Consider the following 23,571-nt stretch of genomic DNA (forward strand, 5'->3'; position numbering starts at 1 on the left):
GGATTACTCGCTTTCAGGCTCCAGTAAGAAACTAGGTTTACCGTAAGATGAAACAAACAGTCCTTTTACCGCGCGGGTTGCAGCCACATGGAGCAGCGCACGTTCATTAAATAATGCATCACGTTGTTCAACAGGATCGTCAGATGCTATGGCTTTTACTTCCGGTACAACGCCATCGTTGATACCCGCAAGGAACACATACTGGAACTCTAGCCCTTTAATGCGGTGCATTGTTGCAATGCGAACACCGGCCCGTTGATCACTGTCGCCACTATCATTCCCTAAATTAAAAGTTTCAATTCCCGCTTCATTCAGAGCTGACACATAGCGCTCATTCGTATGCCTCGTGCGGGAAGTAATGCAGATATCCTGGGAACGGACATCATTGGCTAACAGCGCCTGAATTTGCTTGATAATCGTCTCAGCCTCTTCCTTAAAATCTGAAGCATTAGTAATCATGGGTTTTTCACCATGAAGCAATGATAAATAATCGTTGCAGGAATCAGTTTCACCATCCAGGTTGTCAACCTTAACGCCGGTTAATAACCCGACGGCAAACTGTCGCGTCTCTTCTGTAGTCCGATAGTTAATTTTCAGTTTTTTACTACGACGCCCACGAACATTAATCCCACACTGACCGAGCACGACTTTATTGCGGTAAATACGCTGATGTCCATCACCCACGATAAAGAGATCGTTAGGAGACTCTGGAACCAGGCTACGAATAAGGGTAAAGGCCGGTGCGCCTATATCCTGAGCTTCATCGACTACGATACTGCTATAAGGCAATTGCACCTGCTTTTCTTTAAACAGAATGATTGCCTCATGCATGGCATCACCCATCTCTCGCAGTTTGGCTCGCGCCATTTGTGCCCGGAACTCTTCGAACACAGGCCAGATTTTCGCACGCTGAATACGGGATAACGCCGTGCCACGACCAATACGACTCACCTTCAGATATTCTTCACGGCTGTAAATCGCATTCGGCTGAACAACACGTTGCCACTCTTCAGAATAAAAGTTATCCGGTAATCCCAATTCAGCAGGAACTTGCTGCAAGGCATAGTTCCAGCATTTACGTCGCCCTTCATCGCTGTCATAGACCACGCGGAAATCATATCCATGGCGTTTAAGCTGCTCGCTCATCCAGGCATCAATGTTAACAACTTCAATACGCGCCATCTCCTCACGGCTACACAAACGCTGGAGGTTGGCGCGAATATCCGCCGCCAGGTTACGGGTGAAGGTTGTGAACAGAACTTTTTTACCGGGTTTATCGGCCAGGCGTTGGGATAACCAACGTGCACGATGCATCGCAACAACTGTTTTACCCGTGCCTGCACCACCTAACACTCGCACCGGACCATTTGCCGGAGACTCCACCAGTTTTCGCTGGCTCGGGTGCAGGAATACACGCCATTTTTCCAGTGGCGCATTGAGCATTTGCAGTAGCTCCTGTTCATTTTCAACGACATGGAAACGACGTTTACTTCTCTCAATTGCCTCAATAAAGTCGTTGGTATCAACAGGCTCATCACGGTGATCGTTAAACTCCTCCAGCACTTCCTGGTAATCCAGACCTTCTGCCAGCCAGTGTAGGGGCTCCCAGGCTTCTGCAGGCATCACGCTTTCCAGCTGATTCAGCCCTGTGGTATCCACAAGAGCCATCACCTGCTCAATAAACACAGGAGGAACACCCAGCGCGAGGATCTGCTCTGCCGTATACGCAGCAAAGAGTTTGGGTTTATCAACAACAGTCGGCTCGGGGGTAGGTTTGATATAGCTGGTATCAATCACCTGAATCGCACCGGTTACCGGGTGAATCGCACATTCGTGTCGCCGCGCCCAGTCGTAGGCTTCGTCGTGCTTATCCACCCACATCAGCATATACAGAGCACCCTGCTCAGGTTTCAGGACGATCCCCCGGTAGGTTTGGTCTATACGCACGGAATGCACATTATTGCTGCGTGCATCGTGGATCTTTTCGTAGTTCAGCCCATTACTCGTCGGATCCTGGCGGAACTTAGAGATGAATTCCTGGACCTTTTTTTGCTGCGCTTTAGGAATCCGCGCAAAAGCCCCCAGAAAACCATCAGAAAGTGCCACCTTTGGCGTTGGAATCGTCATTTGTCACCTCCGGACAGATGCTGCAATGTATTTTCGTCAATTGGCCCGAAAGCAACGTGCCAACCCTTACTTTCGAATAAAGCAGTAAAGCTCTGATTATCGATAATCAGGGCTTGCTTTTGTAATGGCCAGGCGAGATCGGCTTCTGCAATAATTTCGCCATCGTCATCCTGTAATTCATATCCGACTGTCGGTGCCGGAAGCGATAACGACTGAAGCAAAGCGATTTCTTCTGCGCTCAATAAACCAAACTCAAGTATATCCGCCCAGCTCTCGTCAGGCTGAATATCCACTACCACCGAAGTCTGCATTTTTACCGCTTCAGGCTTCTGCGGTAAATGGACCGCTTTACGGCTGGTGAATGTCATATCTGGCAGGAACTGCAGTAAATTCACCATCCACCAGAAACCATTAAATCCGGCTTCATAGCCATTATCCTGGGGATAACGATCGTCAAAGCAAATATGCAGCCTCAACCAATTTCGCATTTGTTCAATGCTTGTCGTTGATTTAATGGCTTGTTGCGGTACAACAGCTGCCAGCTCAATGAACTGTTGTGATGAACTACAGCTATCCAGTAAACCTCCAAATACAAAAGGTTCATCAGGCAAAAGTGCATTCAACCGATAAGCGGGAGCGTTCTCCTGCATTTCATAGGCATACTTTTGTTTGGCTCCGGTATCCTGCGACTTTTTAGGATCCAGCCACACCCAGGCAAAGGCAGCGGCCATTTTCTGCCATAGCAGAGTTTTATTACCGGGATCAGAGAGATAATCGAGTAGCAGTGCAAAACTGTTTCTCTCCCTGAATGAACCTTCAAGCGTAGCAAAGTTTGTATCATGGAACGGGTTATAAAACTTAGGCTGTTTCATATCCGGGTTATGACCAAGCCCCATAACATTCTGTACATGTTTAATACCTTGTTCTTGAAGGTCTGCCCAGGTCACTGTCCATACCCAAAAATTACCGCTGTCTTTAATCGCCTGCCGTTTTTGGACATCATCCGACACGCTATCTTTATGAAAAGCAAAACCATCCAGGAAAATTGCTACCGGTTTTATCTTTTCTGACTGCATCAGAGGATAGAGCACATAATCTGGTCGGCTAAGGATGCCTACTCCTTCTTTAACCCCTAAATCAACCTGTGCTTTGAGATGCCAGCTCATCGCCGGTTCTGTACGGGTATTAATAATCCAGCCTGCATTCTGATGGGCATAACTCCGGCTCACGAGAAGATTTTTGTTATCCTGCAGGCAGTGAATGAACCGTTTTTCCAGTTCACTCCCCATCATGGCATCAAGCGAAATGTTTTTGATGGAATCAATAACGCGTATAGCAGCACTGGCCTTCAGGATTTTCGCCAGTAAGAGACGCGCCTGATCTCTTGATACATACTTCATACGCCCGCGGTCACGGTAAGCGTAAACACAGCGATAGCAGCCGTCTTTATGCGTATCATGGTTGCAGCTGCATTCCACTAGCGCCTTGTAGGCCAGCTCAAGTAATTTCAGAAGGTTGTCAGGTGTACGCATCAATTCTTTGAGTGAGCCGGTTCCCCCTGGTACGGTGTCGTAAATCACCAGATACTGACGCCAGGATTCGCCCTCATTTTCCGGCTCGCGATACACCACGCCTTTCAGATGATCCACGTTACCTTTGAAGTAATGTTTAAGCCCAAGCTGAATGGCTGCCCCCAGGGAGGCTTCCACCACGCGATCGTTGCTGTAGCTGGTCACTGGCAGCAGGATACGCAATGCCTCAGATTCCAGTTGGCGATAAAGGTAGAGATAATCTTCAAACTTCGCTTTTTCGGGTTCAGCGCGATATTTACAGCTCAGGTCATGACGTGGTTCATGATCTCGAGGGCGCTGCACCATGCCGCAACCGAGGCAAACTTTAAACCCGGTGCGTTTCTTTGCCTCTCCTGCGATCATCAGCTCATTGGCATCATCCGCCATTTTGCCAAAGTTGATATCTCGCAGAGTCACTTTGCTCAAAAACTCAAAGCCAAACGGGATTTCTCCTTCATCAATAGCATAAGCGGCCGATACATCCTCTTTTTCGAAGCTGACCAGTAGCTGTCGCTGGAAGAATGCCGGTTCGCGACTATCGCTCTCATCACTGATCTGGCTGTCACGCGCGCTTGAGCGGGCATAAACCTGACGAAGCTTCAGTAATGTCGTTTTTTGCCCGGCATCAGCCCAACCTGGTGTGCCGCATTTTGGACAGTATTTATGCTGATCGCCGGTCTGATCGATATTCTCGCTGTAGTTACAGTGGCTGCAAATACGCCAGTTTTCAGGCTCAGACACTTTCAGATCAATCTGTTCGATTTCAACTTTATGCCCACCCGCATAGAAGTTATTCAACGGGGCAAGCTCAGCCAGCGCCGTTGAAGCCGGACGTTCGTATTCGTAGGTCGTGTTCTGATACTCACGCGTTTCCCCACCGTCCTTGCGCCGCCACAGCACAGAACGCAGCGTAATACCGGCCTCCGGGAAGGCATAGTTGGGAAGTAATCCTTCATCGGTGAGGAAATTAAGCGTTTGCTTGTTATTGATCTGGTTCACCAGCGTCATTAGCGCCTGACGTTCCGAAGTCAACTCGCGCATATCGCTGTCAAAGTTTTGATCGTGCGGATCGCTCTCCAGCTTGTCGATACTGCGCTTGAGTTTATCAATCCGGGAACGCAACGATTTGCGATCTTCCACCAGCAGTTTTAATGCTTGTTCGATACGTTGAACCAGAGAACGCTGCCCTGATGCCCCTTGCAAATATGACAGTAACTGTAGACGAGTGTCTTCCGTAAGATCCGGGAAGATGGACGAGAACTGCTGAGCAATATCCGCATGATGTTGTTCAACATAACGCAGGAAGTTATAAGGGAACCCAGACTTGTGTCCAAACTCCAGCTCGTCCAGCATCTGCTTCACGTTTTTGCTGATAGCAGATGCCGGGACGCCGGTTTTCACCCAGTTGTCCATGCAGAATGCGGCCAGCTGACGCTCCAGGATAGCCGTTGCGTTCAGGAACACACCAGGGGCCTGTACCTGCCCTTGCATCATCTCCAGAGGCTCTTCAAAGAAGAACTGATCGTGCGGGTTCCCCTCAGCCACCGTGATGTTAAGTGCATTGCCGTCTTTACGCCCGGCACGACCAATACGCTGTAAGTAATTAGCCTGCGCGGGTGGAACAGAACAGAGTAATACCGTAGAAAGGTCACCCACATCGATACCCATCTCCAGCGTCGGTGTTGCCGAAAGCAGGTTTATATTCCATGGCTGATTACCGCGGTAGAACGATTGTTCCGTAGCCTCACGATCTTCACGGCTCAGTAATCCGGTATGCTCTGCCCCCTGAACACGAGCGATGTCCATATTATCCCAGTGCCAGGTCACTGTATTTTCAGTTTCCTGATAGCGGCCTTCACAGCGCAGAGAAAGACATGGAGCGTTTCGCCAGTGCCACCCCTGATCGGCCGGTGCCCGAACAACCTCACGACAGCAAGAGCAGTTTAGCTGAACAACATCTCGGCTCACTACCAGCGCTGAAGGTACTAGCCCCCAAGCTTCTTTGCCTTTTGTGTCAAAGTCTTTTACCAACCCGGCCATTTTTAGTGTCGCAAACAGACGTCGTAAAACCGTCTCGGCCAGGCTGCTGATAAACAGATTATTGCCGTTGCTGAGCGTTCGGTTGATCCAATGCTGATACCAGCTGGGGTTGGATTTCGCACCAATCAGGCGATGGAAGCCATTTATTTTTTCAAACGAGGCATAGGCCGGTTTACGCGTTTTCGGACCAATAGATGGCATATAGCGTGAAGTTCGCTCCTTCTGTGTCATCATAAAGGTCTTACCCTCACGCCGATAACTTTCGAACGCCGGATGCAGAACAGCTCCCGCCTGCCGCTGATGCCAAAGAACGCCAATCACCAGGTGTGCCACCTGCTCAACGCTGACCCCAACCATTTCATCACCCAGCTCTTCGACAAGCTGTTGATGAAGCGCCGTTATCGCTGAATTGAAACGTGCAACATCAATTCCTGCAGCTGCGTAACCGGTAGCCTCCAGCGTACGTCCAATTCGTGCGCGTAGGGTAAATTCGCTGTATACCTCCCAGTCGAGACGAAGAGAAACCAGCTCCGGTAAATCGGAACTCTCTGCCAGCAGGCCTTCGTTCTTCAGCGTCTGGTAATCGTTCATCCACTGCATGTTGGGCGCGATGAAGCTCGCGGCAAAATGAGCATCATCCGGTGAACGCTCACGCGTCTGCCGACAGACGCGTGCCGCAAAGGTATCCAACGGTAACGTTTCTTTTTCACCCAACACGCTGGCGATTTGTCCGCGTACCATCAACGGCCAGGTTCGGGCGGTAAAGAAACTGGCGCGGTGTGCGGCATCCTGTACCGAGTCAGAAAACGTAATCAGCTTTTTATGTTCGTTGAACTGGCTGCCATAAAGCTGATGGATCATCACCGCCGACAGGCTGGCTGCCTGTGACCCAAGAATCGAAATACCCTGTTTGCTGTTGCAGTACGGGCATTCGTTGGCAAATTCCAGCTCATCCTTACGCTCTTTGAGCATATCCGGGATAAGTACTTGTAGCAGACCAGTATGGCCACAATGCCCGCACTGCACGTTAGATTGCTTATTGAGCTTTAAACAGGAAGGGCACAGCTTCTGGTGAACACCGCTGACAGGTTTATCGTTGTTATCCGGGAAGGCCAGTACAATAGAACGGCCTTTTTCGAAGAACTGACGATAAATACCGTCCAGATCAGTTTCGAGTTGAACGCTCTGACCATGGCGCAGGCTCGCCCACCCGGTAGCATGGCAGTCACGACAGTGAATAACGGGAAGATAATGTTCGCGATCTTCCACCGCGACATCATCAGCAAAAACAAGCTCAGGTGTTTTTGACACGCTGGCGACCAAGCGGCGCATCTCGCGCAACCACAGCTGAGAACGTAGTTGCACAAAAGGCAGAACGGGACGTGCTTTATTCACCTGTAGGCGCTTTTCCCGATCTTCCTGTTTTTCTGGAACCTCCAGGCGTGCCTGGGCAATTAGTGCCAGAATGCTTTGCAGCACGCGGGTTGCATGCCCGGCGCTTTCCGCCAGCATCACCTGGAGATTTTCCAGGCACTGCTGTTCCGACAAAATTCCCCCCTGCAAATCCTCAAGGAGTACGTGCAGGATGCTGTGGCGACGTAACAATGAGCCCAACTCAATACGCTTTTCACGTCCGAGATCGCTGTCCAGATCGGCAGGTAATTGCAGTGAACTATCCGGGAACCACAGCGGAATTTGTCCGTTCAGATAGTCTACCGGGCTGGCGTACGCTTGCGGATCCAGCACAGCGCTGGCCTCCTGGCCCGGATACTGACTGTACTCAATGGTATAACCCTGCAGATACTCTGCCGCCGTATAGCGATCTTCTCGAATAACCGCGTCATCACCAAATGGCTGATCAAAGATCGTTTTCGCGTAATCGAGTAGTTGCCCCAGTTCGTCACCTACGGTAGCCGACGTCCCCACGCAGGCAAAACGCTTGTCATCGACACCAATATGATGCTTTAAGCGGCGCACCAGACAGGCCAGATCCGATCCCTGCGCACCATCAAACGTATGCAGTTCATCCACCACCAGATAACGCAGTGACCCTGGCTGGTTATAGCGCCAGAGTTTCTGATCGCCGGGGCGCATCAGCAGGTAATCCAGCATCTTATAGTTGGTTAGCAGGATATCCGGCGGATTCTCACGCAGGGTATGTTTGCAGGTGATGACTTTATCCGCAGACATCTTTTTGCTGGGCTCGATTTCACTGTCGCCGACAAACAGGCCGACGGTCACTTTGCCATGCAGTTGCGGATCGCTGGCGATAATTTTAGCGAAACGGCTGGCCTGATCGGTTGCCAGGGCGTTCATCGGGTAAATGATGATCGCTTTAACACCGGCCTCTGATGCCCCAGCACAATGGTTAAGCAGCGGGAACATAAAACATTCCGTTTTACCGGAACCCGTCCCGGTCGCCACCAGCGTCGGCTGAGGCACCTCGATACCCAGGCGCTGGAACGCCTGCGCCTGATGCGCATGTGGTGGGAACGGCAGCGTCAGGTTGGGAAAGAAATTCAGCGATAAGTCACTTTTACGAAACGGCAGCTGAGCGGAAAGATACGGACCTTTCAGCAGCGTTTCCGGCTGGGCCAGAAATTGCTCCAGCATCGAGACGTTATTGTTTTCTTCACCATTAAACAGCGGGCTGTTAAGCGGGAAGGCTGCCCGTAAAAAGGAGGCAACGCTGTCGGCAACCTGCCGACTGACAACGGAAGGCAGCATCAGGCGCTCTCCTTATCTTGTGCAAAGAATGACCAGGCGACTTTATAGTCGTCTTCACGGTCAGGTTTGATAAAAGGTGCCTGCCAGGTGACAGTACGGCGCTCGCCTTCGTCGCTTCGGGTATAGTCATCAAAAGTGACGCTAACGGTACCGGTTTGCAGATGCTTGACATCATCCCAGCCGATGGCTTGATCGGTGCAGTCGCCGCCGGTCCATTCAGGGCTGTCGACGTTAAAGACAAAACCGTTTTTCAGGTCGGATTTACGCGCGGTACGCGGTAGGCCAACGCCCACCAGCCCTTTGCTTGGGGTAAAGATGATACGGCCATTTTGATCGTACCAGGTATCGGCTTCGTACTGGCGCATTACCGGGAACTGAACACGGTAAATAGTGAGCAGTTCTTCAAGGGTTAACCCCAGCGCCTGCGCCACTAGCACGTCTATTTCCACCAGCGCCTGACGGCGACTGTAGTCGGAGCGTAAAGCGCAGTTACGCTGCCACTCTGGAGTCAGATTGGCGAAGAAATCTTGTGGAAGTTGCGGGAGATTTCGGCTCCAGCGCTGGGTGTTGAAATCTGGGGTATAGCAGGATTGCCAGAGCTCGGCGTATTCACTTGAAAGAGCATTTAATAATAAGGTCCTTAGTTTTACACCAAATATTTCTGTATAAACGAACCCACCGAGTTGCGCACCATACAGATCTGATTTTCCAGTTGATTTCAAAATGAAATCATAAACAATTGAATGTGAAAGGCCGGTGAAATTAACCAGCATATTAGTTGACTCAAACGCTGTCGCGACACATGTGTTGATGTTTGCAAATCCCTTGGGAAGAATTGCAGAGATAAAAGATCTCTCAGAAGACCCACCAAACATTCTCCTGTTAACAAAACGATAATAATCTGTCACCTTTCTCGGTTCATCTTCACCCGGTTCAGTCCACGTAACGCGTGGTGTACGTTTAGCATATTCCTGCACATCACATGCCGGAATATAGTTAGTGCGCGGCAGGTAATCGTCGGGCAAAGTTAGCAGGTCCAGGCAGTCATAATCGCTGTTTAACGTACAATTTTCGCGTGGAGTCTTGTAGAACGGCGTCCCAACAAAGAAGTGCGGGCCAGATAATACCCATTGTGATGCTTCCTCAGGGAACTGCGTCTTACGTTCAATAGTGCCGTCTTTCTGCTGGTTTGTTTCATGCCACATTTCCAGGGATAAATATTGCCCCTGTAAATCCCCCAATCTCTTCGGCTGATTAGCAAACTTTTCCAGAACAGCAACAAGTTGTTCTGCGTGCAAAGCTGGTAAACGAGCCTGCCATGCAGGAGTTCCTTCACTGTCATACAGACGAGCAAATAAAGAGAGCTCCTTCAAACCAATATGAATTAGCCGTGAATGGTGGCCCGACGTATTCCAGGAAACTTTGATTTTGCCTTCAATTTCCTGCTCATCTTTGATACCAGGAACAGGGCCTGCATTGTTGTGTTCAAAAGAGGCATCAATAGCGCTTACTGCGTAAACATTTGACATATTAATAAAGGACGGCGTTGTATTCTGCGGTCCATATACGTTAATGCTGAACATCGTTGCATGATGCACTTCAGCAAAAAGACTCAATTCGTTATGAAATTGAAAATGTGTCCTCAGCCTCGGATATACCGCCGCACGTAATTGCCCGCCTTTTGGATCATCATAAATCCCTTCCGGGTGCAGGAAACCTGCCACGCCTTTCTGCGCCCCTAAGCGCCATGCCTGCGGCAGGAAGCATTTATACAGATTAGTCTGCACACCACGCAGTACAGGGTAATTCTGCTGCGCATTCAGGAAGTTTTGCATCCCTTCACAGCCTTCATACTCGCTGCGCCATGCATCTTCCAGCGCCGGAATGGCGCTAAAGGTATCAACACGCAGTGTCGCCAGCTTCGAGGCGCTCAGCTTACGCAGCACGAACTCCGGCTCGTAGTCGCCCAGCACGCCAGCTTCCTGCCATTCCACTTTCAACCACGGCGGGTTTCCGAGCATCAGGTCAAAGCCGCCGCGTTCGGCAAACAGATCGCAGAACTCCAGATCCCAATGGAAGAAACGGTGTTGCTTCTTCAGCGCATCAACAATCGCCAGACGCGGCAAATGACGGAACAGTACTTCAGTTTTCAGGCGGCCTGCACCGGAAAACAGCGATGATTCTTCACGCACAATATCCTCTTCGGCAAACAGATTGCCGGTGGCCTGCTCTGCAACTTCAGTGACTCTTTCCGTGACGACAATACCGTCGATCAGCGTCTCCATCTCCATCAGCCACATACCGCGGTCCGGCAGTTCATTCGCTTTGTCGATTGGCCAGAACCATAGCGCACACCAGTAGTCCATCACCCAGCGCAGTTTCTGATAGGTACTGTTATCTTCGAGGCGGCCGCTGAAGGTTTCATCTTTGCTGCTTAAAGAAGACCGAACTTGAGCCGTGTTTTCCGCAGGCCATACCGGGTAATTGTCGGCGGTTTTCTGACGCTCGGCTTTCAGCTGCTGACGGAACGTGTTCCAGAGCGCTTCCACTTTGCCGCTGAGGCGTTGCACATCAACAATCTCATGTGGAGCAAAGCTTTTAGTAAACTCTTTGCGCCAGCTGTCCAGCGCTTTGAAATCATCCGGATAGCGCTGCTTAACGGTTTTGTCGCTGTAGTTGGCCATGCCGCTGTCCGGTAGCAGGAAGTGGAAAATCTGCTTCTCTTCGCGTGGAATATTCATCGCCAGCTCGGCCGGTTCGCTGTTAAGCCAGCTCGGACCTTTCGCTTTTTTGTAGGTCAGTTCGCTCTTGTTGAACACCTGACGGCGTGCGCCCACCAACGAGTTGCCACAGTGCAGCTGGTAGCCAAACCACGGTACAAATGCATCGCCGCTGATGGCGTTCAGCCACAGCGACACTTCCGCCAGTTCCACCGCCACTGGGTTCAAGTCCACGCCGAATACGTTGTTGTCGGCAATGTACATTTTTACCCGTTGCAGCTCCTGGGTGTAGCGATCCTGAGGAATGCGGCGACCTTCCGCCTGCTGTTTGTGGAACAGATACGCTTCCGCCAGCTGGTTGATGGCTTCGTTAAGGAACGCTGCGCTGCCCATCGCCGGTTCGCATACGGTGAGGTTTAAGATGGCATCAGCTTTGGCATGAGGATCGGTAATCGGATCAATCTGCTCTTTAAACAGCTCTTTCAGTGCATACTTGACTAACGAGCGGGTCAGTACTTCCGGTGTGTAGTAAGAGGCGGATTTTTCGCGGTCGCGCCCGGCCATGCGATAGATAAAGCTGCCCTTACGGTGAATACGCAGGCTGCCGTCTTTTTCGTAAACCTTCTCGTCGTCGTGGTATTTGCCGATCTCGTCTTTGCTGACGAAGTAGCCCGTTTCCAGTTCGTTAAACTCTTCTCCGGCTTTTTTCACCTCGTAGAGGTCATCACTGGCAAAGAATCCTCGGTAAGAGAGCAGCGCTTCATACACTGCACCTAACTGGTTGATACCCAATTGGCGATAGGAGATACGCCCCCGGCGATTAAAACGTCCTTTACCCGGGCGGCTTAACGACATCGCCTGAATAATTTGTTGCAGGGTTTCGTTGCGGAACACCACACGGTTAAGAATACGGGTGTTATTCGCTTCAAACAGATGGCTTTCCAGACGCGGCACGCTGAACTGATGGCTGTGAATAGTGATCTGGTCGCCGCTCTCCAGGTCGCTCTGCATTTTCACGCCGCCGCTGTAGCCGTCACGCACCAGTTTGAACAGCATATTCAGGCTATCGTGAAAGTAGCGCCCGTTGCGATCTTCTTCGCTGGTCAGCGGGATCATCTCCAGATCGCGCAGCGTTTCCAGGCTGTATCCTTGCAGATAGGTTTTGGCGGTCATCGGCGCATAACCCAGTTCCGGGCGCGCTTCGATATAGAACAGGAATAACAGGCGATACATATACCGCAGGCATTCGCGGCTCAACTCATCCGGGTTAATAGCTCGTTTCCCGGTGTAATAAGCCAGCTCGTTGTTGATGAGATAACGCATCGCTTCATTGCCCAACAGCTCAATGCTCTCACGCAGGGCATATTTCAGATCTTCCGACACGCCAAACGCATGTTTGTGCGAATTGTCATCCAGCGAATCGAGGTACGGCGCACCGCTGCCTGGCAACAGCGAATCTTTGTGTAGCAACACCGACGTCGCTTTCAGGGTATCTATCTCGCGACGACTTAAAATTTCTTCAAAGTCAAAGCGCAGCAGACGGTTTTGCGCCCACTTAGTACGATCCAGCAATAACAGCTGGCGGTTACCGAGCAGCAGCACAAAACGCGGCGGTTCATTTTGTGTAAAGACCACCGTGGAGAGCAGATCCTGCCAGCTGCGGTATTCGCCGTTCGCTTTTTTACGCAGACTGTCGCGCTTATGTTTATCGGTATCTGCCGGGAACTGCGCGGTCAGTAGCGACAGCGCCAGCGGATCCAGCGTTCCTTCATCCTGATCATGTGCTTCAACAATCCACAGCCACGGGCTGCCGTCGGTACTGTTGTAACGAGCCAGTACCGGCAAAGGCGTATCGTCATCCAGCATCTGAATGTGCGGATTGAGTTCATAACCCAATGCCTTTAACAGCGGCTGCCAGCGACTGCGCTGATCGGCTAGACGCAGCGGGATCTGGCGCTGTTTTTCATGTTCAGTGAGTTTACGGAAAAACTCTGTCGCCAGGCTGTTAAGCTGGTTCCACGGTGCGCGGTAGCCCGCCTCAACCTCTTTGCCCTGTTCGCGGGCAGCGCGTTCAGCTTCGCGAGCGGCATTTTCCTGCTCAATCCAGGGTTCCAGTACATCGCGAATATCGCTGGTAAAGACTTCGCCCAGATAGTGGTTAGAGTAAAACTCGTTTTCGTTATTAATACCGACCAGCGCCATGATTAGCCCTCCGCTCCGGTGATTACAGCAATAACCTGGATGTATGGCTCTTTTTCGGTGGTCATGGTGTCCTCAATCCATTGGATGTAGCTGTCAAAATTGTGTTCGATTTCGCGCTGACGTTGTTCTTTGCGGCTCTGTTTCACTGAAAGCTGCTGTTTATTATCGGCAAAATCCAGCTCCAGTTGACTCAACTGACGCCCACGCAGAACGTCCAGCTTTTGCAGATGCTCATTGAGCTGCTGATTGATATGCTCCTCAAAAGCATTTCGATCGTGAACAAACACATCCCGCGCATGGGCGATTGCCGCTTCCAGCAGATCCTGCTGACGCTGGTGGTTACGATCTTTACCACCACTGTTAGTCAGTTTGCTTCTCAATTGCGGATGTCGTTTCAGGAACTCAGCAAAGGGCAGGCTACCGCTTAACGTTTCGCGGTTAAAGCTCACCACCAGCCACGGGTTCACCATCGGGTGCGACTTACGGTTCGGGAAAAGCCCGGAAAGGATGAAGTGATCCTCATCAGGCTCAAACAGGTGCGGCAGGCGCATCACCGGTGCCTGGTGGCGACCAAAGGCGGACTGAATTTTGTCGTCTAACCACTGCACGACCGGGTTAATTTGCCAGAGATACTGCACATCGGGCCAGGCATGTTGCTCACCGCGCGCACGCGAAATGGCTTCCGTGATAACGGTTTTGTCCTGGCTTAGATAAAGCTGCCAGTTTTCCGGCGCAATTTCCGGCGGTAACTGGTTAAAGCGACGGCGTAACTCCTCCGGTGCGACCAGCGATAAGGTGTTATCAGGCAAGGTATCGTATTGCACGGTCTGGCCGCAGGCCTTCAGATAGCCTAGCGCTTTTTCGCAGTATGCCTGCTCATTATCAAACAGACTAATGTCGCTTTCGGTCACGATCGAAGCATCGCTGGACACTGCGCTGCAGATTTCGCCAAACAGGTCGTGTTCAGAATTTTCAGTGACATTGCTATTCAACAGGTCGTCGAACAGGCTGGCGCCATCGTCCTGCATCATGAATTCAGCAACCTGCTCCTCTTCCTCTTCCTGGGTAAATTTGCCGGTAAATTCGGAACTGTCGCCAATATTCTTCTGCGCCTGTTCGTCTTTATTGATCAGCACTTCCAGCACACGCATATCACCGTTGATCTGCGGTTCGCTGGCTTCAGTCAGCAAGTAGCGGATCTGTGGCTGGTGTTTTTGCCCATAGCGGTCAATACGTCCGTTACGCTGCTGGAATACCATCAGCGACCACGGAATATCGAAGTGAATCATTTTATGGCTGAGGTGATGCAGGTTGATACCTTCAGACGCCACATCCGAGCAGATGAGCAGGCGTAGCGGAGACTGGGTTTTGCCAAACGCTTCGACGGTTTCCATCAGAACTGTATCGCCCTGATCGCCTCGCAACGTGGCAATTTGATCGTCTTTCAGCTTGAGATCGGAGCGCAGTTGCTGCTCAAGGAACTCGAGCGTTTTGATACTCTCGGTAAAGATCACCAGACGATCTTCCGTGTTATTCGCTTTCCAGCAGAGATCGTTACGGATGGTCTCCAGCAACAACTGATACTTGCTGAACTGGCTGGCATCAATATTATTGAGCGCCAGCAGCAGTGACTCTAATTCGTTAATCTGGCTCTGACTGTTTATTTCTTTGCGGTTCTCAAGCCGCTTCAGGCGGTTAGCCACCACGCTGGCACATGCCATTGGACTGGAGAACAACGCTTTTTCGAGCGTAATTTTGAACAGGCGGCCTTTATTTGACCGCGAGTCTTCATCATCATCGTCACGGAACTGACTCTCAACCAATCGGCGGTAGGCTTCCTCTTCAGCTCCGGTTGCCGGGCGCATCAATTTGACGATATTACGTTCCGGAAACTCACCAGCCATCTGATCTTTTACGTCTTTTTTGAAGCGACGCACAACCAGATTTTTATCGGCAAAATCGGCGTATTCATACTCTTTCGGATTGGCAATGGCCGTCGGGTCGAGCATGTTCATCAGGCTGGCAAAACTTTCAGCCTTACCGTCATGCGGCGTAGCTGAAAGCATAATCAGCGTATCGCTGCGCCCGGCGAGCAATTTTGCCAGTTTGCTGCGCAAAGAGCTGATCCCACGTTCAGCGACATTATGCGCTTCATCGATAACAATAATATCCCACCAGGCGTTTTCCAGGTGATGGCGATATTCGATGTCCTGTTTCAGGGTATCGATGGATATAATGGTCTTATCGAAATAATGGAACGGGTTGTGGTTGGTTGGGATACGGTTACGCACCTTTTGTAAACCAGCGGAGTCAAGCCGCGTCAACGGAATAGCAAAACGGCTCCAGAACTCTTTCTGGAATTGCGTGAGCATGGATTTAACCGCCAGCACCAGAATGCGTTTGCCACGTCCACGGCGAATCAGCTCTGAAACCAGGATACCGGCTTCAAGCGTTTTACCCAGCCCTACCGCATCAGCAATTAATATCCGCTGACGCGGCTGCGCCAGTGCCATGCGCGTGGGATCGAGCTGAAAGGGCATGGAATCCATCGCAGCCTGATGTCCAAAATGGACTTTGCTGTCAGTCGGGACGCGTTGGCGTAGCTGGCTCTCTATGTACAATTGAGCCGCCTGGTAATTGGCCGACTCATCTTCCACCAGATTTGTTTTTGCTGGATCGAGAATCTCGACTTTTTGCTCCAGCTTTGTTAGAAACAGCCCTTCTTTACCGCGTACCAGCTCCGAAATGCCATCACAGGTCAGCAGGTAACCACCATCTCCGCTGTCATCCGCCCGGCGAATGCGCCACTCTGCATCACGAATAACCACCCGCATTCCAGGTGCATAATTTTGCTTATTCATCGGTTTTTCTGTCTGTATGAGGCAGTGGTGATAACACTATCCCGAGCGATATGTCGCTGCACACTGCGATAAAAAAGAGGGCTTTAAAGATAACATGAAGGGCCGCGTCAGGGGGTATAAAATGGAATGTAATGCGCAGAAATCACGTATAAATTTCAAACAACGATAGTTAAAAAGTGAGCTGAGTCAACTCCCCCACACTGAGTCAGTGGGGGAGAATTCGTGATTAAGGGACGAAGGTTATAGACCGTGTTAGTTCTCAACCATCAATCGTGAAAGCTTGGCAAAAATCGAACTCTTACTACTTTCGCCGCTCCTTAGCATATCCAGGGTGAAGCTATTGAGGTAAGCACCAGTTAACGGGTGATTAAATACATCTACGGCCTTACCTTGGGCATCCCATATCAGCAGATTTTCTACCAGGTTAGGCCGTGCAATAGTAGGATTTGTAGGCTGAGCATCGCTTACCAGAACAAACACTCCATTCTCATGCGGTTGCAGGTAAATATGGTGATGCTTCATCTTTTGAGTTTTAGTCAACGAGTCGTATTTCGAGCGGCCCGGTGATATCAGATAGGGCAGTACGTTTTGCTCCAATTTTGCTGAGCGAGTGATAGTATACCCGTTAAATTTATCACCTTGACGCTCCGCCAGCGCTTTTTCTTGTTCCTGATAAGCGTATGAATCGACGATATTAAATTGCGCCGGGCCAATCAGGCGCGGCACGCGGGAGCTGTTATAGGTGGTAAGCAGCACATCTGCTGTATGGTCGTAGAGATAGAAGCTTTTATCGAATAATTTCTTTAGTCGTCCCAGAGCTGGATGATCAACAGATAGATACTCGAATTCACCTTCGACGATCCCGGTATCAACCCCCCTAAGTTGGCCGTGCTCTATTTTTAGTTCAACATACCCAAGCAGGTGGATATTACTTTTCGTTTTGCGTACCGCATAGGCGGTATAGTGCCCGTTCGCCAAGTCTGGCAGTGGAATGTGATGTTGATTGAGTAAGCTCTCTTTGAACCATAGTTCAGTTTTCGTTCGGCGTACCTTACTTTTCAATAAGGTAACTGCTGACTTGAGACGACTGTGTGGTTTCGTAAGTTCGATTTCGTATTGAGCAGGGTTGCTTATCAATTGTTCATTAATAAAATCAATCGCATCCAGCAACTTACGATCAATGTTCATTCCTTGTAAAACCACAGGCAGTGGTTGTTGATTTAGCCACCCTTGCAAACGATCTAACTTAAGCTGGGTATAAATATCCCAGTTGAGTTCAGGTTGTTTTCGGGCGTCGGCAAAGGCTGAATAGAAATCATTGTACTCAACAGATTCATTCTCTTGCTGCCGGATGCTGTTGCTTCGTTCTTCCTCTACCGCATTGAGTACCAGAATAGATGTATTAGCAGGCAGCTCAGCAAATCCGGTTTGTCGGGAATGTTTAAGCGATGCCAGAGACCAGAGTTGATACCCGGGGAACTGGTTGGCTAATGCATCAAAGAAATAAGCTTCTTGCGTGACGCTGAATTCGACGCCGTTATTAACCACCAACAGCGTATTAGCCAGCTGTTGATCGAGGTCGGTAGCAAACTGATTGACCTCGTGTGTAGCCTGAAATGGGATAGGTTGATGGGGGATCTCTAGTTCACTGAGCCGCTCGCAGGCAGCATTCATGACCACGTTATAGGTATAGGCCTGGCATTCGCCATAACCGCTGCGCTCACGAAAAAAATCCAGTTTGCTATCACGGGCATCAAGTTTGCGCCGAGCTTTAAGCCGACGATTATCGATGCTAAACCACACGCTGGTATCGTCCAGGGATAGGTGCATCTCATCCGACGGTTCGACCAAGAATTTTCGTTTGTGCAGGGTAAAAGCGAGTTCATTATATTCTGAGGCATAAATGTCGAGCTCAAAGGCTTCCATCACCCCGGTGCCTTTTTTTTGTGTGACGGGCTGACTCAGACGAGCGTTAAGGTAAAGCGTTGAGTTGAAGTAAGTCGGCGATACCGAAAAGCGCTCACTGGCTTTTTCCAGCATTACCATTTTCAAATGCAGGCTAAATAATCCCTGAATCAGGCGAGATAGGTCATGATTTTCAGCGGTGAGTTGCTGACAAAGCGTTTCAATACGTTCTGCCAACGTCCTGTGAGCCTGACTGTTCGGGTTAGTTGCAGGCGCCAGGAAAAAAAAGACGTGATGGTAATTTGGTAAGCAATGCAGTTCATATTTTACCTCCTGCCCGGCTTCCAGCCCAAGCTTCTGCCGCACGCAAGATTTTACCTCCTGATGAATTCGCGCATAGTAATCAGCGGATTTTTCTTTTCGCTCTTTAGTAAAGCGCTGAACCATAAAGTCTATCGTATAGATATTAGATATAGGGGCCAATAGACGCTGGATGGTCGTCAGCTGATCTTCTTCAAGCTTGATCAAATTGGTTCGGGCAATCGGAGTATCCGTCAGTTCATTCAAATTAGGGATCATGAGACTTTTCCTTTAGTCGGCAACTTTTCTACACCCAGCAAGGTTAGTAACATTGGGTTAATGTCCAATGTCATGCTCAGTTTCGAGTTTTCCTGAGCTCGTCCGCTCTCTCGATTTTTGGGCTGATAGTACTGGTAGTCGGTTTGCAACAGGTTAAGGTAGTGGATCGTGTGATCCACGTTATCTTGCCACATCAGATTATTGGGGTTCTGGCTGTAGGCGACGTTCAGATAGACAAATCGAATGCGTTCGTAACGGCCTGACAGCACAGCCTGAAGCTGTTTCTGCCCCTCTGTATCCGCCTTTTGGCTGGTGATATTACGGATCTGGCGAATCTTGTTGTTGCTTTTCTCAAGCGTTTCTTCTGCCCGCGTTAAATCATCCAACTGCGTCGCCCAGCGTTTAACGTCGATGCAGAGCAGGTCGTTACCCACTTCAATAAAGCGGTCAAAAAACTCATATACTAGCGGTTCAAGGCGTTCAAACACCTGTTGATCAGAAAGTGGGGTAACGCCATAGCTTTTTAGCACTTTATCGAAGAGATATTCACCGACATTGCCTTTGAGCAACGGAACTAGCCTGGGGTTGGGTACCCATTTTTTGAATGCCGTTTCCTGGATGTTGTCACATTCACGAATCAACTCGCCGACCAGGTTGCCGGGGGTAAAATCGACATCGTTTCTATACTGCGGAAAGAGGGTGAGCTCAGGCCGGTACTCTCTTGCGCCGCCAGCGAAATCCGACAGGGCGGAATAATCTCTGTGGACAAGTCCATCCGGGCCGCGTTTGTGGCAAAGTAAAATAGTTTGGTTGCCCTGATGGCGGTCGATAAACAGGGCGTGGTGGATTGATTGCATTTGCCGATTGGCGGCATACAAGGAATTAGCCTGAAGTTTTTCCAGCCAACGCATGGGATCGGTAAAGGAGTCAGAAGCGCGGAATAAATTACACAATTCGAGATATTCAAGGTTGCCGGCGCGTACCTGATTTATCCAGTCGGTTTTCAGGACTCGCTTTTGAACAGCATCGATGCGGCGACCATTTTCTACGATAGCCTGTTCAAACGCATACCGCTGTTCTGCATCACTAAATGACTGGTTCTGACTCAGCTTTTCGCACTCCTCCATTAGGCGGTGGTTAAGCAAGGACATGCTTTCTGATACTACCTCGTTACCGCTATCTTCACTGAGAGCGGCGAACTGGAATGCAACATTACGGAACACATCGCGGGGTAAAAAGATTTCTGTTTTCAATAGAGTGTCGCGACGCTCGACTCGCCCTACGGCCTGCACGACGACTTTGAATAAGCTCATATCATGTTCGGCCATTAACAGGCGATAGTTTTCGCCGTGGGCGAAATTAACGTTGAAATCGGCCAGCTTGTGGACGGTAATATCGTCATCAGCGTAGTGTTTAAGCACGGTAACGTAGTTAGGTAATGTATTAAGGTTGCCGCTGTTGTCCTTTACTTCGCTGTAAAACGAGGAGTTGATGAGCACTAAGCGCTCAAAATCGACATCCAGACGCGGTGCATTGATATCATTAATATCGCCGTCATGGTATTTAACAAAGTAGTTGAGGCCGGTGCCTGCACTTTTGTAGCTGCTCATAAATACCAGTACGGTATTGCTGTTCTGGAGATAGGTTTCTTGCCTAATATCTTCGACATTAGCCAGTGGTGAATCAAAAAAGACCAAATGGACGGTGTGACGCCCTTTAAATGGGGTAAAGGTCAGGATCTGGTCATGTTTCTTATCGTTATCCGTTTTTTCATCGCACCGGGAGTGCATACCGTACTGCTGACGCCAGGCTGATTGATGAGTGCGCCAGGCGCTGATAAAGGCCCGCTTAAATGTCCCTGAAAGGGACAAAATCAGGCTGTTTTTACCCTCGTAGGCGGCAAGCAATAACGCTTCAAGTTCCCGCTGGTACTGACGCCGTTTATAGGTATTTTTCAGGTCGTACTCCAGCGGTTTCTTCAGCGCGTCGAAAAAGTTGTCATACGTCCTGCGATAGATCTCACAATTTTGGTAGATATCGGTCAATTTTAACTGCTTATCATCGAACACCCTGAAGTCGACGTTGCGGATACTGGCTCTCAACGCGCGTAGTGCTCTAAGCGTATCGATATCTGTTTTTTTACGTTCAATGACTCGATAGCCAAGGTCACGGCTATAGCGCTCCAGGAAGTGACGATTGAAGTTACCGTTTTTGGTGTGGCTAAAACCACTGGTGGCGCTAAGTCCAATCACTTTATTGTGCGTGCCCGTTAATAAACGTAGCAGCATGGCTTCAGGCAACTCTTGTACCAGATCCATCTCAAACGCCAGAATAATTGTACGCTCGGCTCCACTGTTCACGTAATTGAGTTCAACTATCGGCGTCATCGTGAATACGGTTTTGGGTTGCAGATAAGTGTAGAAATGATCAATCAACAGGTTTTTATCGGTGGTGCGATCGAAGATATGTCGCACCACTCCAGCTACATTATTGGCTGCGTCAACAAATTGGCCCAAAGGTGTATTCTGGCTGCTGGAGTTATCCTGGCCACCATTTTTTACCCAGCGCTTAAAGTGTCGGTTGGTGATATCAGAACAGGCGGCGAGGATGACGGAGACCAATTGGAACAGATCGTGCAGGGTGGGATTGGTGTCGCTGGCATCATTTTCGACTTCGTAATATAGCTCGGTGCGCGTTATGTCGCCTTCGCTGTTGCGCATACGAATGCGTTTCAGCCCCTCTTCATTAACGTACATTTTGGGGTTAAAGCTGAACACATTCCGGGTAATGGAAATGATGCGTTCGGCGGCGTCGCCATTAACTTCGAATGCTCCTAACTGGTCGCGAAACATCTCTAGGATCGAGCCCAGCGTCGTACCGGGTGATAATTCGCACTTTTTCGCCAGTAGGTCTCGAAGGATGGTGATGAATTTGACCATCTCTTGCTCAAAGGTCGTTTGCGCTTCTTTGGGCTTTTTCCGGCGCTCCAGGCTGAGTACCGCATTGTGAATACGTCCCGCGACAGAGATAACATGCGCCAGATTATTTTCCTGTGTGATTAGCTTTACATGGCATGTTTCTTCAAGACGGGTGTAGGCTTCATGTAGTTCATCAATGATTACCGTAAAGCGAATATTTTTCTGGCGAAAAGGGCAGTCTGGATTACGTCTGAAGTGTTCATCACGAAGATAAGCAACCTGCCCGGTATGGCCAGCTGCCGCAACGGTGCTGATCTGTGGATCTTTGGGAGCCAGCTTGCCGCCAATCAGCAAATCGAAACCTACGGACTCAAAATGCACGCCTTCACCTCGCTGACGAGGCGCCAGTCGGTAAGTTGATGTGTCGAACTTATTTGTAGTCATTAATAGCACCGACGGGCGGTACTGGCAAACTTCGAAAGGCAATACCTGTTTGATAAGCTCGAAGTAGACTTCGTGTACGCTTAGTTCAGACTTGCTTGGTTTTCGTGCTGTCTCCGCGTGTTGCATTCGCTCTTGGCGCGCCTGGAGCCCGCGACGAATGTACTCTTTAATGGAAGCTTTTTCACTATCTGGTCCAAATAGTAATTTACAGGCTGACTCAATCGTATTGCGGATACTATGGCGACAGTTTTTTAGCTGCTCTTCAAGAATTTCTCTTTCGTAGTTGGTATCCTGAGAACCGTATGTTGTCAGCTTTTTTAACTGCTCTTCACAGCGATCAATTTGTGAGACATGGTAATTGAGCGAACGCATTGCGCTGCCAATATATTTGCTACCCTTCGCCCCTTCGTACCACTGAATATAGCGGTCGCGATTTTTCAGGCCCGTGGCCCAGTCCATAAAGTCGAGATCGGCAATATCCTTACGAGAGAGAACGCAAATGAATTCGCCGCCAGAAGCCAGAATTTTGTCTTTCTGGCTGCTATCCAGGTCGATTTGTGATTTTTGCGGCGACATGAACAGCAGGTTGGTAAAGCCACCTTCGGGAAACAGATCATCTGACTTTTGTTTTTTGGCGAAACACTCCAGATATTCGACATACCCTTGAATTACGCCATAACTTTTGCCGAACCCCGTGCCATCGGAACTGAAGATGACCTCCGCGCCATCACGTTCATGCACGTGGTAAAGTTGAGAAACTTGGGCGCGGCAAGCGTTAATATCTTCAACCAGCGTTATGTCAGGAATTTGCCTGGAGATGAGATCTTGCAGATTATTATTGATAGTTATCTCTCCAACACGCTCACACTCACGGTAACTATTGATGGTTATTTGGCCACTGTCGATCAGAAGCTTTTCTATCTGCATGGAGCAAAGATGCAAGGCTTTTGCAATTTCATTGATAGTATTGGACAGTGATTCGTGTGGATTGCTATTCGTGAAGTGGTTTAGTGCTGCTGCAACGGTATCTGGATGCAATGCTTTTCTGAGAGTGGGAAAGGTGAGGCTGTAATCGTATAGCGCCAAATCATTGTTTATCAGACAGCGAAACAGCTGTTTAGTGGGATCGCCTCCAGGACGGCTGGCAAATCCCAGGATTTTTGCCTGTTCGAGTCGATACAACAATGCTGCGGCATCGCGATCAGGTGAGTCAAATGCATCGTGAAGCTGCTGGCTAAATGGCATTGTGGCATTCAGCCGGTTATGGCTGACCAACGCAGAAAAGTGCTGACGTACCAAGGTAAGCAGCTTACAATCTTCCTTTATAGTCCAGTTTTTTCTCATTCTTCTTCCCCTTAATATAAATGCACCTGCAACCACTCAGCCAAACGCTCAACGTCAAAACCCGTAATCCATACTCCCACGCCAAAAACGTCTTCGATAAATATTCATCATATTTTCGAGGCACTTTTCAGAG

At 49.7% G+C, this 23,571-nt stretch carries 6 protein-coding genes; all 6 read right to left on the reverse strand.

Annotated elements, in window-relative coordinates; translation table 11 throughout:
* Positions 1-3: 3 nt before the first annotated feature.
* Complete coding sequence (locus tag ACSIPU_RS11255; RefSeq protein WP_435322010.1) at positions 4-2,127, reverse strand: 3'-5' exonuclease; 2,124 nt, start codon at positions 2,125-2,127, stop codon at positions 4-6.
* Positions 2,124-8,465, reverse strand: a complete 6,342-nt coding sequence (locus ACSIPU_RS11260; protein WP_435322012.1) for a DEAD/DEAH box helicase — start codon at positions 8,463-8,465, stop codon at positions 2,124-2,126. Before ACSIPU_RS11260 ends, ACSIPU_RS11255 begins: the two co-directional genes overlap by 4 nt.
* A complete protein-coding gene (locus tag ACSIPU_RS11265; RefSeq protein ID WP_435322014.1) occupies positions 8,465-13,387 on the reverse strand; it encodes a hypothetical protein in 4,923 nt (1,640 codons plus the stop codon). Before ACSIPU_RS11265 ends, ACSIPU_RS11260 begins: the two co-directional genes overlap by 1 nt.
* A 2-nt stretch (positions 13,388-13,389) precedes the next feature.
* Positions 13,390-16,248, reverse strand: coding sequence for a DEAD/DEAH box helicase (locus tag ACSIPU_RS11270; RefSeq protein WP_435322016.1), 2,859 nt, complete (start codon positions 16,246-16,248; stop codon positions 13,390-13,392).
* A 252-nt stretch (positions 16,249-16,500) separates the two neighbouring features.
* Positions 16,501-18,732, reverse strand: coding sequence for a hypothetical protein (locus ACSIPU_RS11275; protein ID WP_435322018.1), 2,232 nt, complete (start codon positions 18,730-18,732; stop codon positions 16,501-16,503).
* A complete protein-coding gene (locus tag ACSIPU_RS11280) occupies positions 18,729-23,438 on the reverse strand; it encodes a hypothetical protein (protein ID WP_407100525.1) in 4,710 nt (1,569 codons plus the stop codon). Before ACSIPU_RS11280 ends, ACSIPU_RS11275 begins: the two co-directional genes overlap by 4 nt.
* Positions 23,439-23,571 lie beyond the last annotated feature (133 nt).

Origin of the sequence: Klebsiella sp. HN106, assembly GCF_051209435.1 — a bacterium.
In the GTDB taxonomy this organism is placed as follows: domain Bacteria; phylum Pseudomonadota; class Gammaproteobacteria; order Enterobacterales; family Enterobacteriaceae; genus Klebsiella; species Klebsiella oxytoca.

Bases quoted from the DNA above. Each gene is read 5' to 3' on its own strand.
- ACSIPU_RS11255 (WP_435322010.1), bottom strand. From the start codon at position 2,127: ATGACGATTCCAACGCCAAAGGTGGCACTTTCTGATGGTTTTCTGGGG.
- ACSIPU_RS11260 (WP_435322012.1), bottom strand. From the start codon at position 8,465: ATGCTGCCTTCCGTTGTCAGTCGGCAGGTTGCCGACAGCGTTGCCTCC.
- ACSIPU_RS11265 (WP_435322014.1), bottom strand. From the start codon at position 13,387: ATGGCGCTGGTCGGTATTAATAACGAAAACGAGTTTTACTCTAACCAC.
- ACSIPU_RS11270 (WP_435322016.1), bottom strand. From the start codon at position 16,248: ATGAATAAGCAAAATTATGCACCTGGAATGCGGGTGGTTATTCGTGAT.
- ACSIPU_RS11275 (WP_435322018.1), bottom strand. From the start codon at position 18,732: ATGATCCCTAATTTGAATGAACTGACGGATACTCCGATTGCCCGAACC.
- ACSIPU_RS11280 (WP_407100525.1), bottom strand. From the start codon at position 23,438: ATGAGAAAAAACTGGACTATAAAGGAAGATTGTAAGCTGCTTACCTTG.